Annotated in this window: 15 protein-coding genes and 2 tRNA genes; 10 read left to right on the top strand and 7 right to left on the bottom strand. The window is 73.1% G+C overall.

Annotated elements, in window-relative coordinates:
* Nucleotides 1–66 precede the first annotated feature (66 nt).
* From BEP24_RS03055 to msrA, 3 genes are all read right to left on the bottom strand, one after another.
* Nucleotides 67–729: a single-stranded DNA-binding protein gene (locus BEP24_RS03055; protein ID WP_065960136.1), complete on the bottom strand. Its 663-nt coding sequence runs from the start codon at nt 727–729 to the stop codon at nt 67–69.
* A gap of 140 nt (nt 730–869) precedes the next feature.
* Nucleotides 870–1,076, bottom strand: coding sequence for a hypothetical protein (locus BEP24_RS03050; protein WP_065960133.1), 207 nt, complete (start codon nt 1,074–1,076; stop codon nt 870–872).
* A 37-nt stretch (nt 1,077–1,113) separates the two neighbouring features.
* The gene (gene msrA, locus BEP24_RS03045; RefSeq protein ID WP_065960131.1) at nt 1,114–1,641 is read right to left on the bottom strand and encodes a peptide-methionine (S)-S-oxide reductase MsrA; all 528 of its coding nucleotides are present in this window, start codon (nt 1,639–1,641) and stop codon (nt 1,114–1,116) included.
* A 172-nt stretch (nt 1,642–1,813) separates the two neighbouring features.
* On the opposite strand from msrA, the gene BEP24_RS03040 reads away from it, so the two are divergent.
* Nucleotides 1,814–2,080 (top strand): hypothetical protein, encoded by a 267-nt coding sequence (locus tag BEP24_RS03040; RefSeq protein ID WP_083230028.1) that lies wholly within the window; start codon nt 1,814–1,816, stop codon nt 2,078–2,080.
* Nucleotides 2,081–2,155: 75 nt separating this feature from the next.
* Nucleotides 2,156–3,349 carry a hypothetical protein gene (locus tag BEP24_RS03035; RefSeq protein WP_065960129.1) on the top strand — a complete coding sequence of 398 codons (1,194 nt, stop codon included), beginning with the start codon at nt 2,156–2,158 and terminating at the stop codon, nt 3,347–3,349.
* A gap of 61 nt (nt 3,350–3,410) precedes the next feature.
* Here the strand turns inward: BEP24_RS03035 and BEP24_RS03030 are convergent.
* A tRNA-Arg gene (locus BEP24_RS03030) sits at nt 3,411–3,483 on the bottom strand.
* 870 nt (nt 3,484–4,353) lie between these two features.
* Here BEP24_RS03030 and BEP24_RS03025 point away from each other — a divergent pair.
* From BEP24_RS03025 to BEP24_RS03015, 3 genes are all read left to right on the top strand, one after another.
* Nucleotides 4,354–5,349 carry an NTP transferase domain-containing protein gene (locus BEP24_RS03025; RefSeq protein ID WP_065960127.1) on the top strand — a complete coding sequence of 332 codons (996 nt, stop codon included), beginning with the start codon at nt 4,354–4,356 and terminating at the stop codon, nt 5,347–5,349.
* The gene (locus BEP24_RS03020) at nt 5,346–6,218 is read left to right on the top strand and encodes an N-acetylneuraminate synthase family protein (protein ID WP_065960126.1); all 873 of its coding nucleotides are present in this window, start codon (nt 5,346–5,348) and stop codon (nt 6,216–6,218) included. The genes BEP24_RS03025 and BEP24_RS03020 overlap by 4 nt, the downstream gene beginning before the upstream one ends.
* A gap of 116 nt (nt 6,219–6,334) precedes the next feature.
* Entirely contained in the window at nt 6,335–7,816 is a 1,482-nt protein-coding gene (locus BEP24_RS03015; protein WP_065960124.1) for a DUF6716 putative glycosyltransferase, read from the top strand.
* On the opposite strand, the gene BEP24_RS03010 is transcribed toward BEP24_RS03015, so the two are convergent.
* Both BEP24_RS03010 and BEP24_RS03005 read right to left on the bottom strand, forming a co-directional pair.
* Nucleotides 7,813–8,073, bottom strand: coding sequence for a thioredoxin family protein (locus BEP24_RS03010; RefSeq protein ID WP_083230027.1), 261 nt, complete (start codon nt 8,071–8,073; stop codon nt 7,813–7,815). The two genes, BEP24_RS03015 and BEP24_RS03010, sit on opposite strands and share 4 nt — an antisense overlap.
* An 81-nt stretch (nt 8,074–8,154) precedes the next feature.
* Nucleotides 8,155–8,445, bottom strand: coding sequence for a hypothetical protein (locus BEP24_RS03005; protein WP_065960118.1), 291 nt, complete (start codon nt 8,443–8,445; stop codon nt 8,155–8,157).
* A gap of 61 nt (nt 8,446–8,506) precedes the next feature.
* Between BEP24_RS03005 and BEP24_RS03000 the strand changes: the two genes are divergently transcribed.
* The 5 genes from BEP24_RS03000 (at nt 8,507) to BEP24_RS02980 (ending at nt 12,212) form a co-directional block, all read left to right on the top strand.
* Nucleotides 8,507–8,965, top strand: a complete 459-nt coding sequence (locus BEP24_RS03000; RefSeq protein WP_065960116.1) for a MarR family transcriptional regulator — start codon at nt 8,507–8,509, stop codon at nt 8,963–8,965.
* Nucleotides 8,962–10,206, top strand: coding sequence for an MFS transporter (locus BEP24_RS02995; protein WP_065960114.1), 1,245 nt, complete (start codon nt 8,962–8,964; stop codon nt 10,204–10,206). The genes BEP24_RS03000 and BEP24_RS02995 overlap by 4 nt, the downstream gene beginning before the upstream one ends.
* Nucleotides 10,207–10,925: 719 nt before the next feature.
* Entirely contained in the window at nt 10,926–11,564 is a 639-nt protein-coding gene (orn, locus tag BEP24_RS02990) for an oligoribonuclease (protein WP_065960113.1), read from the top strand.
* 67 nt (nt 11,565–11,631) lie between these two features.
* Nucleotides 11,632–11,704 (top strand) — tRNA-His (locus BEP24_RS02985).
* 163 nt (nt 11,705–11,867) lie between these two features.
* Nucleotides 11,868–12,212, top strand: coding sequence for a metallopeptidase family protein (locus BEP24_RS02980; protein ID WP_065960110.1), 345 nt, complete (start codon nt 11,868–11,870; stop codon nt 12,210–12,212).
* Nucleotides 12,213–12,389: 177 nt separating this feature from the next.
* On the opposite strand, the gene BEP24_RS02975 is transcribed toward BEP24_RS02980, so the two are convergent.
* Nucleotides 12,390–12,902, bottom strand: coding sequence for an ATP-binding protein (locus BEP24_RS02975; protein WP_253181546.1), 513 nt, complete (start codon nt 12,900–12,902; stop codon nt 12,390–12,392).
* Nucleotides 12,903–13,286: the final 384 nt, after the last annotated feature.

The following is a 13,286-nucleotide window of genomic DNA, read 5'->3' as shown; positions in this document are numbered from 1 at the left end:
CGGGCGGCCGGGGTCCGGGCGAGCGGCCTCGGTTGCGTGATCGGTGCCGGAGGGGTCGGCGCCCGATCAGGCCGCCGGACGTCCGGTGAGGTGGTCGACGCCGGGCGCTGCTCCGAGACCACCGTCGGGGTACCCGGCGTCGTCGGGGTCCTCGCCGCCGGGCGGTGCGGACGGCGGCGCGAACTCCCCGTCGAGCGCGACCGCGGTGTGTTCCGCCGCCTCGGCCGGGTCGGGCAGGTCCTCACGGTGGGCGGGTCCGCCGTCGGCCTCGGCGCCGTCGACGGCACCTGCCTCGTCGTGGCCGTGCACCTCGCCCGTGGTCGGGTCGACGGTCGGCGACGTGCCGGGGGCGGCGGTGGTCTCGCTCGCGTGCCGCGGGACGCGGATCCAGTTGCTGATGCCCCACGCGAGGTCGTGGCCGATGCCCTCGGCGTCGATCTCCACCGAGGTGCCGCCGCGCCCGTCCCGCTCCCACGTGCGGATCCGCACCCGACCGGTGACGACGACGCGGTCGCCCTTCTTCAAGGACTTGTACACGTTGGCGGCGAGCGACCGGAACGCGGTCACGGTGAACCAGTTGGTCGCACCGTTGGTCCAGGTCGAGGTGGACCGGTCCCATCGGCGGGACGGAGAGGCCAGTCGCATGCTCGTGATGGCGATGCCGGTGTCGGTGACGAGGTGGCGGGGTTCGGTGGCGATGATCCCGCAGACCGTGATGGTGTCGTTCATGCGTCGATCGTGATCGAGCCCCGAGGCGCGGAAGCGCCCCGGGGCTCGATCTGTGACTGGTCAGTCTTCGGAGGTGACCTGTGGAGGAGAAGTCCCCCGCGCCTCCAGGCCGGTGGTCCGCGACGACGGACCGTTCGCGGTCAGTGCGCCCGGAACTCGGGCCGCTCCGCGAGCGGGCCGAGGGCCGCGTGGACCGCACCCTTCGCGGAGGCGAGGGACGGGTACGTCCCGCCGCCCGGACCGGATCGTCCGTAGAGCTCGACGTGGAAGCCGTCCGCCGCGCGGTGGATGCTGCCCACCGCGCCGGCCGGTCCGACCGCCACCCAGGTCCCGGTGTTGTCCATCATCGTTCGACCACCTCCTCGTGGCCCCGACGCCCGTGCCTCAGGACGCCAGGATGTACTGACTGTAGGCCTTGCGCACCTTGTTCACCTTGGGCAGCGCCACCGCCATGCAGTAGCCCTGACCGGGGTTCTTCGCGAAGAAGTCCTGGTGGTACTCCTCCGCACGGTAGAAGGTACCCAGCGGCTCGATCGTCGTCACGATGCCGCCGTCCCAGATGTCCGATGCGCGCTCGATCGCCCGCTCGAACAGGGCACGCTGCTCGTCGTCCGCGGGGAACATCGCGGAGCGGTACTGTGTGCCGACGTCGGCACCCTGGCGGTTGAGCTGGCGCGGGTCGTGGAGCGTGAAGAAGACGTCGAGGATGACCTCGGCCGGGATGACCGACTCGTCGAAGGTCACCGCGACCGCCTCGGCGTGGCCGGTGGCTCCGGTGCACACGGCCTCGTACGACGGGTTCTCCGTCGCGCCGCCGACGTACCCGGACACCACGTCCTGCACACCCTGGAGCGTGCGGTACACGGCGTCGAGACACCAGAAACATCCACCTGCGAGCACGAACGTCGTCATGGGGGTCAACCTACCTTCCTGGGCTCCGAGCGGAGCCGGTACCGGGGTGTACTTCCTCCACAACAGCAGGCGCGGCCGCACTGTTCCCCAGCTGTCCGCCCGGGGCCCGGCGTGTCGGTGGTCGCCCGTACCGTCGGAGCAGACCACGAACGACGACCACCTGGAGGCTCCCGTGCAGCGCACCACCGAACCCGTGTTCCGACTCCGCACGACGCCGGTCGCGCGGAGTCGTGGGGACCTCCGGGTGCTCGACGTGCGGGACGACCTCAGCCGGGTCACCCGCGCCAACGGCGAGATCGTCGGCTACGTGGACCGGCTCGACGTCGCCGGCGGCACCGCATACCGCGCGCGCCGCTACGTGGCGACGGAACGCCGCTTCGTCGAGCTGCCCAACGTCTGGTCCGCGGACGACGCCGTCGACTGCCTGCGCTGGGGATGACCGCGCTGTCGCGGGTCGGGCGGAACGCCGTCCGGCCTCCCCGGAGCCTGACCGTTCCGTGAGTAGGGTTCGCGCATGGACTGGTGGAACGAGCTGACCGACTGGACGTCGTCCGACAACGGGTGGCGGGTGCTGTCCGGAGTGATCATCCCCTTCGTCGCCATCGTCGTGGCCGGCGTCATCGCCGCGCTGATCGGCCGAGGGGCGACCAAGCGGGTCGTGTCGCTGCACGAGCGCGAGAGCCGGTACGCCGCGGTCGCGGCCGTCGTCTCCGCGGCGCGCAAGGCCGCGCGCTGGGGGTCGCTCGGACACGACGAGCGTGCATACGCCGACCACCTCGCCGAGGATGCGGACCTCCGGCTCCGGATGCTCCCCGTCAGCGGCGCACCGCTCGCCGCCGACTGGGCACAGCACGAGATCGCCGACATCAAGAAGAACTCGTCGACGTTCACCTCGCAGGCCGGCCAGTCCCTCGGTGAACTCCAGGACCGCATGCTCGAGTGGCAGGCCCGCCCGAACCGCGCTCGCAAGCTGTTCAAGTCCGACCTCGAGCGGTGGAAGTTCGACTCCCCGGACCCCGATGCCGAGCTCATCGCGCGCCAGCAGGACTGGAACGCCGACCAGGTCGACCGGCGCGACGGCACCGCCGATCGCGGTTCCGACGGCCGTGGTGCACGCACCGCGTCCGCCCAGCAGGATCGACCCGCGCCCACCACCACCTCGCTGCGTCCCACCGCCCAGCCTGGAGGCACGGCCTCCCCCGTCACGCCGGCTGCGGCCCCAGCATCGTCGGCCGCTCCCCGCGAGGGTTCCGTCCCGTCGTGGAGCCGCGGTGCAGCGTCCGGCGACCAGCGATCCTCGGAGGGGCGTTCCTCCGACCAGGACGAGACCACGCCGATCGGTGACGATTCCGGCAACGCCACCCGCGCGTACGGCGACGGTGCGACGACGCCGTTGTCGGGTGCTCCGGTCCGTCCGCCGCTCGGCTCGCCGCTCGCCTCGCGCTCCCGTGGGACCGACGACGACGAGTCGCGAGCCTCGACCGACGACGGCACGCGGGTGTCGAGTCCCACGTCGGCGGAGTCGCACGTCAACCGCGCCGCAACGCCCGGCTTCGGCGGCACCGGGACCGGGACCGGCGGATCGGATCGCGCCAGTGTGGGCGACCCTGCGTCGAGCCGTGCCGACCACGAGGACACCGACGACTCCCCCTACACGCAGCCGATCAGCGCGAGCGAGCTGCGTCGTCGCGCCGACGACGACGACTGAGTCCCCGCGATCACGAACGAGAGAGGCCGTCATCCCCGGGATGACGGCCTCTCGTCGTCGGTGCCCCCGGCAGGAATCGAACCCGCGGCACGGTGGGTAGAAACCACCTGCTCTATCCACTGAGCTACGGAGGCGGACGGCGACGATCCTACCGCCGAGGTCCGCGGAGGCGCTGCACGAAACCGTGGAGCGGGAGCCGACGCAGCCGCACCGTACGGAGGTGCGGCGGTGTCCGGTGCTCGCGATGCAACCGTGCGGGCACCGGCCTTCGTTCGAGCAGCTCCGTCGCTCCGGCGGAGAACGCGGGAGGCCGGGACTCGGCGCTGCCAGCCGTGCCGAGACGGTCCGCGTCCTCGAGTCCGGTCGGGCACCGCCGCGCGCGGCCCCGAGCGGGCGGAACCGGCGCGCTCCTGCACGCCGCTCGCGCTGGAAGAGCCCGCTCGCGGTACTCGACCTTCGCCGACGAGCCCCTGCCTCCGCCTCAGGATCCCGAGCGGGCGGAAACGGCATCAAGCCGCCGACGGCCTCGCGGAAAGAGCCCGCTCGCGGAAGCGGCACCACCTCCCCGGCTCGGACGCACCCCGAGCGGGCGGAACGGGCACGCGATCTGCCGCGGGGTGTGCACGAAGCGCCCGCTCGGGGTCCGACGCAGAGACCGCCGCAGGCGTCGCGGGAGGAGCCCGCTCCCGGAAGCGGGCCCGCCTCCCCGACTCGAACGCACCCCGAGCGGGCGGAACGGGCACGCGATCCGCCGCGGAGTGTGCAGGAAGCGCCCGCTCGCGGAAGCGGGTCCGCTTCCCCGACTCGAACGCACCCCGAGCGGGCGGAACCGGCAGGCGATCCGCTGCGGGGCGTGCAGGAAGCGCCCGCTCGGGATGCAGTGGGGAGCCGCTCGCGCGCGYGTCGCMCGGGCCCGGGCGGCGGACCTCCCGTTCCGGCGGGGTTCGGCGGGCGGCAGCCCCGAGTTCTCCTCCGGGACACCGGCGCTCCGTACCGTCCCGGACATGCGCTCCCCCGGAACCGTCGTCGCCGTGGTGCCGGCCCGAGCGGGGTCGAAGGGTCTGCCGGGCAAGAACCTCCGCACGGTCGGCGGGCGCTCGCTCGTGCGTCGCACCGTCGAGTCGCTGCTGCGCGCCGAGACCGTCGACCTCGTGGTCGTGTCGACCGACGGGGACGCGATCGCCGCCGAGGCGGAGGCCGCCGGGGCACGGGTCGTCCGACGTCCGCCGGAACTATCCGGCGACGAGGCGTCGTCGGAGTCCGCGGTACTGCACGTCCTCGACCTCCTGGCGGACGGCGCGCGGGGCGAGGAGAACACGGGCACGGGCGCTCCCGTCACCCGGGCGACGCCCCCGCCCTCCTCGATCCCGCCGGCCGTCGTGCTCCTCGTGCAGGCGACCTCGCCGTTCATCGACCCCGCCGACGTCGACACCGCCGTGCGCCGGGTGCGCGACGGTCACGCCGACGCGGTGTTCGCCGCCACGCCCTCGCACGCGTTCCTCTGGCGGACCGCCGAGGACGGCAGCGCCCGCGCGGTGAACCACGACGCCGCCGTCCGACCCCGTCGCCAGGACCGGGAGCCCGAGTACCGCGAGACAGGTGCCTTCTACGCCCTCGCGCACGACCGGTTCCGTGCGACCGGCCACCGGTTCTCGGGGCGGGTGGAGTTCGTCGTGGTCGATCCTCGCGGCGCGGTCGACGTCGACGACGCGGCGGACCTGGAACTCGCGGCCACGCTCGCCGAGCGTCTCGACCGCCCCGACCCACGCGACGACCAGCACCGAGACCAGCTGCCCCCAGCCGAGCAGCACCGAGACCAGCTACCCCCAGCCGAGCAGCCTCGACCCGAGCAGCACCGAGACCAGCTGCCCCCAACCGAGCAGCCCCGGCTCGAACAGCGACCAGCCGGACAACCGCCAGCCGAGCAACGACCAGCACCCTCCGACCGCCCCGCCCCCGCGCGGTGGCCCCTCGCACCGACCCAGAACGGAACACCATGACCGTCACCATCGGCACGTCCACCATCGGCGCCGGCCACCCCGCGTACCTCATCGGCGAGATCGGCCTGAACCACAACGGCGACGTCGACATCGCCAAGCGCCTCGTCGACGTCGCCGCCGACGCAGGCCTGCAGGCCGTCAAGTTCCAGAAGCGCACCCCGGCGATCTCGACCCCGGAGCACATGAAGCAGACCCCGCGCAGCACCCCGTGGGGCGAGATGACCTACCTGGAGTACCGCTACCGCGTCGAGTTCGACCGGGAGCAGTACATCGAGATCGGCGACCACGCGACGATGCGCGGCCTCGACTGGTTCGCATCGCCCTGGGACGAGCCGAGCGTCGACTTCCTCGAGGACCTCAACGTCGTGGCCTACAAGATCGCGTCGGCGTCGGTCACCGACGTCGCGCTGCTCTCGGCCGTCGCGGCGACGGGCAAGCCGGTGATCCTGTCGACCGGCATGTCGACGCTCGAGCAGATCGACCGCGCGGTCGCCACGCTCGGCACGGACCGGCTGGTGCTCATGCACGCGACGTCCACCTACCCCCTCCCCGCCGAGGAGGCCAACCTCCGCATGATCGACACCCTCGCCGGTCGCTACGCCGGGGTGCCGGTCGGGTACTCGGGCCACGAGCCCGGCCTGCAGATCTCGCTCGCCGCGGTCGCGCTGGGTGCCACCGCGGTCGAGCGGCACATCACGCTCGACCGCACGATGTGGGGCTCGGACCACGCGGCGTCGCTCGAGCCGCACGGACTGCAGACCCTCGCCCGCGACGTCCGGATCATCGAGACCGCGCTCGGCGACGGGGTCAAGCGCATCTTCCCCGGTGAGCGAGCTCCGATGGCGAAGCTGCGCCGCGTCGGCGCGTGAGCGGGGACGCGGCGGACGGGCCGGCCCCGGCGGTCGACCCAACCGACGCGCGTGGTGCGTCACGGGACGGACGGGAGGCGCGCCTCCCGTCCGTCCCGTCGGCTCGCCGACGGCGCGTGGTCGGCCTGGTCGACACCGACTCGTTCGCGAAGTGGGGCGCCCACCTGCTCGCGACCGCCCCCGCGCACTGGGACCTGGAGCTGCTCGTCGTCGACACTCCGCGCTCCGCGAGTCCCGGGCAGCTCCGGGCGGCGTTCCAGGGGCTCGACGGCCGACTCGCGCACCTCGCGGCCGAGCCGCCCCGGCCGGTGCCGGTCGCGGAGGTCGTCGCGCGACTCCGGGCCGAGCCGCCGGACGCGCTGCTCGTGGCGTGCATCGGGCCGGTGGCGGAGCTCGTGATCGACGAGGTGGTCCGCCGGGTCCGTCCCCGTCCGGTCCTGCTGACGGGACTCCCGGGCATCTCGTTCCCGGCGAAGTGGAAGGGCGTGTTCTTCCGCGCCCGCGCCGACGTGTTCGTCCTGCACAGCCACCGCGAGGTCCGCGCCTACCGCGACCTCGCGCGAGCGGGCGGGATCGAACCGGCGTTCGCCCTCGCGACGTTGCCCTTCGCCCGCTCGCGGGGTGGGTCGTCCCGGACGCAGGACACGGACGTCCCCGCAGCTCCCCACGGTGGGGGCGTTCGCCGTCGGGACGCCGTCGTCTTCGCCGCGCAGCCGAGCGTCCCCGCCGACCTCGAGGACCGGCGCCGTGTGGTCGGGTGGCTCCTCGCGACCGCCCGGCGGCACCCGGAGTGGCGCGTCGTCGTGAAGGTCCGGGCGGCTGCCGGCGAGCACCAGACCCACCGGGAGCAGTACCCCTACCCGGAGCTGCTGCCCGACGACCGGCCGGCGAACCTCGTCGTGGCGAGCGGTCCGATGGCACGGCACCTCGACCGTGCGGTGGCGCTCGTGACGATCAGCTCGACCGCGGTCCTCGAGGCCGTGGCGCGCGGCGTCCCGGCCCTGACCCTGACGGACTTCGGGGTGTCGCGGTCCCTCATCAACGAGGTGTTCGTGGACAGCGGGCTCGAGGGCGACGCGACCGACCTGGTGGACGGGCGGTTCGGGACGGTCCGCCCGGAGTGGTTGCACGACAACCACTTCCACCCGCCCGGCGACGACGACTGGTCCGACCGGGCAGAGGCGCTGATGACCGCACGCGACTCCGGTGGGCTGGTCGATCGTCCGGCGGCACGGCGGAGTCGGGGCGGGGCGCTGCGCCGGTCCTGGGAGCGGCGGAACGCGCTCGGGTCGGCGGACCGGTCGGTGGCCGGCCTCGTGGCGCTGCTCGTCGGGACGCCGGTGCGCGCGCTGAAGCGGATCGCTCGACGTGCGCGGCGGACGGTGGCGCCCCCGACGGTGCCGGTCGTGCTGCCGCCACGCTCCCAGCGCGAGCTGCGGGGCGGGGACGACCACGGCCCTGGGCCGGGCCGCACGGACGGTGCGAGCGATGCGGCGGGGGYGGGACGCGCCTCCCGACCGGCACCGCACGACCGGGTGACCGACGTGGCGGGGGCGGGACGCGCCTCCGGACCGGTGGTCGGCCGGACGACGGACTAGAGCGCCTTCGCGACCGCGAGCAGCAGCTGGTCGCGCGAGGGGACCCCGGGCGAGCGGAAGACCTCGGTGCCGTCGTCCCGTCGGACGATGATCGTCGGCGTCGACCGGATGTCGAGCGTCTCGGCGGTCTCGGGGTGCGCGGCCACGTCGCGTTCGTGGACCCGGAGGCCGGGGACCAGGGCCGCGGCCTCACCGGTCACGCGACGGGCGGCCGCGCACGGGGCACAGAAGGCGGAGGTCCAGAGGTCGAGCTGCACGCGGGCTGCAACGCGGCGAGCGCCGCGTGCACTCCCGATCGGCTCGGGGCACGCGGCGCTCGCGGGGTGGTGCGGGTGGGACTACTCGCGGTCGAACTCGCCGCTGCGGTCGCCGCGGTCCTGCAGGTCGTCGACCGGGTCGGAGTCTCCGGGGGCGTACTCGTACTCGACGGAGGTCTGGTCGAGGACCTGGCGGGTCTTCGTCGCCTTGTACGCGAAGGCGGTCTGGAGGCCCTCGAGGTCGGCGTAGACGGTGACCTCGTCGTCGATCGCGTCGGTCGTCGCGGTGCGGGTGTCGGTCGTCCCGTCGAAGGGCCCGCCGTGGAAGATCGCGGTGTACTCGTCGCCCTCGTGGATCGTGATGTCACTCATGCATCCCTTGTACCAGGGGGCGCCTGTTGACGGATGCATAGCCCGGCTATACAGTTCCGGCATGGAACAAGATCGGGCTGCCACGATCGAGACGCTGCTCGTGTCCGTGAACCGGCTCATCCGGGCCGCGGCGCAGGCGACGGGCAACCCCACGTCCGCCGCCGTGTGGCGGACGCTCGGGATCCTCGAGACCGACGAGCGACTGCGGATCGGTGAACTCGCCGCGCTGTCCCGCGTCGCGCAGCCGACCATGACGAAGCTCGTCGCGTCCATGCACGCCGACGGCCTGGTCACCCGGACCGTCGACCCCGACGACTCCCGCGGGCAGCGCATCGCGATCACCCCCGCCGGGCACGACCGGCTCGCCACCTGGCGCGCCACGATCACCGAGACCGTCGGGCCCGTGTTCGCCGACCTCGACGACGACGAGTGGGCCACCCTGCGGGACGCGGCCCACGTGCTCGCATCGCGCACCGCCGCCCACACCCTCACCACCACCAGAACGGAGACCACCGCGTGAACGCCCACGCACCCGCTGCGTCCGGCAGCATCCTCAAGCAGTCGTCCGCGGTCTGGGCGATCGCCTTCGCCTGCGTCGTCGCCTTCATGGGCATCGGCCTCGTCGACCCGATCCTCCCCGCGATCGCCGACTCCCTGCACGCCACCGCGGCGCAGACCGAACTGCTCTTCACGAGCTACCTCGCGGTCACCGGTGTCGCCATGTTCTTCACGAGCTGGGTCTCGAGCCGCATCGGCGCGAAGAACACCCTGCTCATCGGTCTCGCGCTCATCGTCGTGTTCTCGGTGCTCGCCGCGACCTCGGGCAGCGTCTGGAACATCATCGGCTTCCGCGCCGGGTGGGGCCTCGGCAACGCGCTCTTCATCTCCACCGCGCTCGCCACGATCGTCGGTGCGGCATCCGGCGGGACCGCCTCGGCGATCATCCTCTACGAGGCCGCGCTCGGCCTCGGCATCGCGGTCGGCCCGCTCGTCGGTGGCCTGCTCGGCTCGGTGAGCTGGCGCGGACCGTTCTTCGGCGTGACCACCCTCATGGCGATCGCGTTCATCGCGGTGGTGGTGCTGCTCAAGTCCTCCGGCCTCGAGCAGCCGACCCCGACGAAGCTCTCCGCCCCGTTCCGTGCCCTCGGTCGACCGGCGCTCGCCGCGCTCGCCGTCACCGCGCTCTTCTACAACATCGGCTTCTTCGTCCTGCTCGCCTACACGCCGTTCCCGCTCGGCTTCGGCGCACTCGGCATCGGCTTCACGTTCTTCGGGTGGGGCGTCGGACTCGCGATCACCTCGGTCTGGGTCGCGCCGATGCTGACCGCGCGGATGCGCCGCACGACCGTGCTCAAGATCGCGCTGCCGCTGCTCGCGCTCGACCTGTTCGCCGCCGCCGTCGTGGTGCGGTCCCAGCCCGGCCTGATCGTCTGCGTGGTGATCGGCGGACTCGTGCTCGGGGTCCTGAACACCGTGCTCACCGAGTGCGTCATGGAGGCGACGGACCTCCCCCGCTCGGTGGCGTCGAGCGCGTACTCCGCCGTGCGGTTCATCGGCGGCGCCATCGCCCCGCCCGTCGCGACCCTGCTGGCCGACGACTTCTCGCCGAGTGCGGCGTACGTGTTCGCCGGGGTCTCCGTGGCGATCGCGTTCGTGGTGGTCGCGCTGACCACCAAGGTGCTGCGGCGCGTGGACGAGGGCGCGGCGCCCGAGCCCGAGCGCGTCGAGGCCGAGGCGATCTCGGCGGGCGAGATGCTCTGACGCGGAGCGGCCCGGTCGGGCGGCCCGGGGTGCTTCGGCGCTCCGGGCCGTTCGTGTGTGGGCTGCGCTGAGCGCGAGCGGGAGCGCGAGCGGGAGCGCGAGCGGGAGCGCGAGCGGGAGCGCGAGCGGGAGCGCGAGCGGGCGATGTGTGCAGATCCCGCCCGGCATCAGTTGCCGGATTCGCCCGCTCGGCGCCGTGCGCCGTGCGCCGGAGCGGAGCGGGGCGCGGAGCACGGGGCACGCACGCGAGCGGGCGATGTGTGCAGGCCTTGCCCGTCGTTGGTGTGCGGATTCGCCCGCTCGCCCGGATCTGCGCGGGCCTCGGAGCGGAGGCGCAACCCACCTCCGCCTCGCCCGTCACCGATCGCGGGCTCCCGGCACGACGCCGCGAGACGGGAGGCGCAACCCACCTCCGCCTCGCCCGTCACCGATCGCGGGCTTCCGGCACGACGCCGCGAGCGGGCGAAGTCGTCGCGCCCACGCCGGACTCCGTGCACACATCGCCCGCCCGAGTCACCGCACCGGCCGATGCGCATGGCTGCCGGACTGCCGGGCCGCCGGGCCGCCGGACTGATGGGCTGCCGGACTGCCGGACTGCCGGGCTGCCGGACCGATGGGGCGGGCAGCGCAGCCAGTGGGGGCGACGCCGAGCGCGCCGGCAGTCCACAGGGCATGCACCGGGCGCAGCAGCGTCGCACCCGCGGAATAGGATCGTCGGCATGGCAACTGCGAACGACCGCCTCGTCTGGATCGACTGCGAGATGACGGGCCTCGACGTCGCTGTCGACGAACTCGTCGAGGTCGCGGTCGTCATCACCGACTTCGACCTCACCCCGGTGCACCCGGGCTTCGACATCGTCATCAAGCCCGACCAGTCCGCGCTCGACAACATGAACGAGTTCGTCACGAAGATGCACGAGACGTCGGGCCTCAGCGATGAGATCCCGAACGGCGTCTCGCTCGCCGACGCCGAGTACCAGGTGCTCGAGTACATCCTCCAGCACGTCCCGGCAGCCGGGACCGCGCCGCTGGCCGGCAACACGATCGGGACCGACCGCGCCTTCCTGGCCAAGTACATGCCGCGCGTCGACGGTCACCTGCACTACCGCAGCGTCGACGTGTCGAGCATCAAGGAACTCTGCCGCCGGTGGTTCCCCCGCGTGTACTTCAACGCACCGGAGAAGCACGGCGGCCACCGCGCCCTCGCCGACATCCTCGAGTCGATCCGCGAACTCGAGTACTACCGCCGCGCCGGGTTCGTCGCCGAGCCGGGCCCGACCACCGAGGACGTCCGGGCCGTCGCAGCCGAGGTCGTCGAGCAGTGGGAACCGCGGCTCGCGCAGCCCGCCGCCGAGTAGTGGTCCACAGCGCCGCCAGCGTGTACTACTATTGAGTGGTCGCCCGGGTAGCCCCGGAGCGAACATGGTGGATATAGCTCAGTTGGTAGAGCGCCTGGTTGTGGTCTAGGAGGTCGCGGGTTCGAGACCCGTTATTCACCCCGTACGAGAAGGCCCCCGTCGCGAGACGGGGGCCTTCTTCGTTCACCGCGAACCCGGGCCGATCCACGTTGCGCGCCACGCGGGCAGCTCGCCGACCCCACGGAACCGCGGCGCTCGCGCACCGACCTCCCGACCAGCCCGCTGTGCGACGATCGTCCGGTGATGGAGATGTCCGCCGACGAGTTCGAGCAACTCGTGACCGACGAGCTCGACCTGCTCCCCGACGAGATGGTCGACGGCCTCGACAACGTCGTCTTCGTCGTCGAGGACGAGCCCGAGGACGGTGCCGAGCTGTTCGGCGTCTATGAGGGGGTCGCCGCCACCGAGCGCGGCCAGTACGGCTTCGGTGAGCTCCCGGACCGGATCGTCGTGTTCCGGAAGCAGCACCTCGCCGAGTGCGACACCGTCGAGGAACTCCGTGACGAGGTACACACCACCCTGGTGCACGAGATCGGCCACTTCTACGGCATCGACGACGAACGCCTCCACGAACTCGGCTGGGCGTAGCCCGACACCCAGGCACGACCGCAGCACGCCGGACGAACGACGAACAACGCCGCACGCCGGACGAACGACGAACAACGCCGCACGTCGGACGAACGACGAACACCGCCGCACGCCGGACGAACGACGAACACCGCCGCACGCAGGACGAACGACGAACACCGCCGCACCCTGGACGCCTCAGGTCCGGACGACCACGTCCGCGAGTGACGCCGGGTCCTCCGCCGCGATGAACGCCGCCTCCTGCGCCGCCCACCGGTCCCACTCCCGCGCGAACACCTCGCCGTCGCGGCCGATGGCCCGCTCGTGCCGGACCGCGTCGTCGGCCTCGAGCCAGACACGCAGCGATGCCAGCGGAGCCGACCGCCGGGACAGGGCACCGCACCCCTCGACGATGAGCGGGCCAGCCGGGCCCACCGGCACCCACTCGGCCGGACGGGACGCTGCCCAGTCCCAGCGGCGGTACCCGGAGGGCGCGCCGAGGACCTGGTCGACGACCGCGTCCGATGCGGCGCGGAGACCGTCCCAGCCCGGGTAGACGTCGTCGAGGTGCACGACGGTCGCACCGAGCCGCGCCCCGAGGGCTCGCCCGAGAGTCGTCTTGCCGGTGCCGGACCGCCCGTCGACGAGGACGACGAGGCGCCCCACCGGCCCGGTACCGGCCGCCGACGCCGCCTCGACGAGCTCGTCCACCAACCCGGGAACGGGCCCGGGTCCAGGTCCGGACCCCAACCCGGGAACGGGCCCGGGTCCAGGTCCGGACCTCAACCCGGGAACGGGCCCGGGTCCAGGTCCGGACCCCAACCCGGGCAAGGGCCCCGGCCCACGTACGGACCCCACCCCGGGCACGGACACCGACCCGGTCACGAGCTCCGACCCGATCGCGGACGCCGTCCAGCCCAGGGACGCCAGCGCATCCGACGCAGGCGCGCCGGACACCCCAGCCGCGCCACCCACGACGCCCAGGACCACGTCCCCCTCAGACGTCCAGCCCAGGGACGCCAGCGCATCCGACGCAGGCGCGCCGGACACCCCAGCCGCGCCACCCACGACGCCCAGGACCACGTCCCCCTCAGA

The sequence above is a fragment of the Curtobacterium sp. UCD-KPL2560 genome (assembly GCF_001705035.1).
In the GTDB taxonomy this organism is placed as follows: domain Bacteria; phylum Actinomycetota; class Actinomycetes; order Actinomycetales; family Microbacteriaceae; genus Curtobacterium.
Note: the sequence above shows the minus strand (reverse complement) of the source record. Positions and strands in the feature narration are given on the sequence as shown.

What these genes read in the sequence shown, in the direction of transcription:
- msrA (WP_065960131.1), bottom strand. Translation starts at nt 1,641, where the DNA reads ATGACGACGTTCGTGCTCGCAGGTGGATGTTTCTGGTGTCTCGACGCC.
- BEP24_RS03050 (WP_065960133.1), bottom strand. Translation starts at nt 1,076, where the DNA reads ATGATGGACAACACCGGGACCTGGGTGGCGGTCGGACCGGCCGGCGCG.
- BEP24_RS03000 (WP_065960116.1), top strand. Translation starts at nt 8,507, where the DNA reads ATGGAACAAGATCGGGCTGCCACGATCGAGACGCTGCTCGTGTCCGTG.
- BEP24_RS02980 (WP_065960110.1), top strand. Translation starts at nt 11,868, where the DNA reads ATGGAGATGTCCGCCGACGAGTTCGAGCAACTCGTGACCGACGAGCTC.
- BEP24_RS03005 (WP_065960118.1), bottom strand. Translation starts at nt 8,445, where the DNA reads ATGAGTGACATCACGATCCACGAGGGCGACGAGTACACCGCGATCTTC.
- BEP24_RS03035 (WP_065960129.1), top strand. Translation starts at nt 2,156, where the DNA reads ATGGACTGGTGGAACGAGCTGACCGACTGGACGTCGTCCGACAACGGG.
- BEP24_RS03055 (WP_065960136.1), bottom strand. Translation starts at nt 729, where the DNA reads ATGAACGACACCATCACGGTCTGCGGGATCATCGCCACCGAACCCCGC.
- BEP24_RS03020 (WP_065960126.1), top strand. Translation starts at nt 5,346, where the DNA reads ATGACCGTCACCATCGGCACGTCCACCATCGGCGCCGGCCACCCCGCG.
- orn (WP_065960113.1), top strand. Translation starts at nt 10,926, where the DNA reads ATGGCAACTGCGAACGACCGCCTCGTCTGGATCGACTGCGAGATGACG.
- BEP24_RS03025 (WP_065960127.1), top strand. Translation starts at nt 4,354, where the DNA reads ATGCGCTCCCCCGGAACCGTCGTCGCCGTGGTGCCGGCCCGAGCGGGG.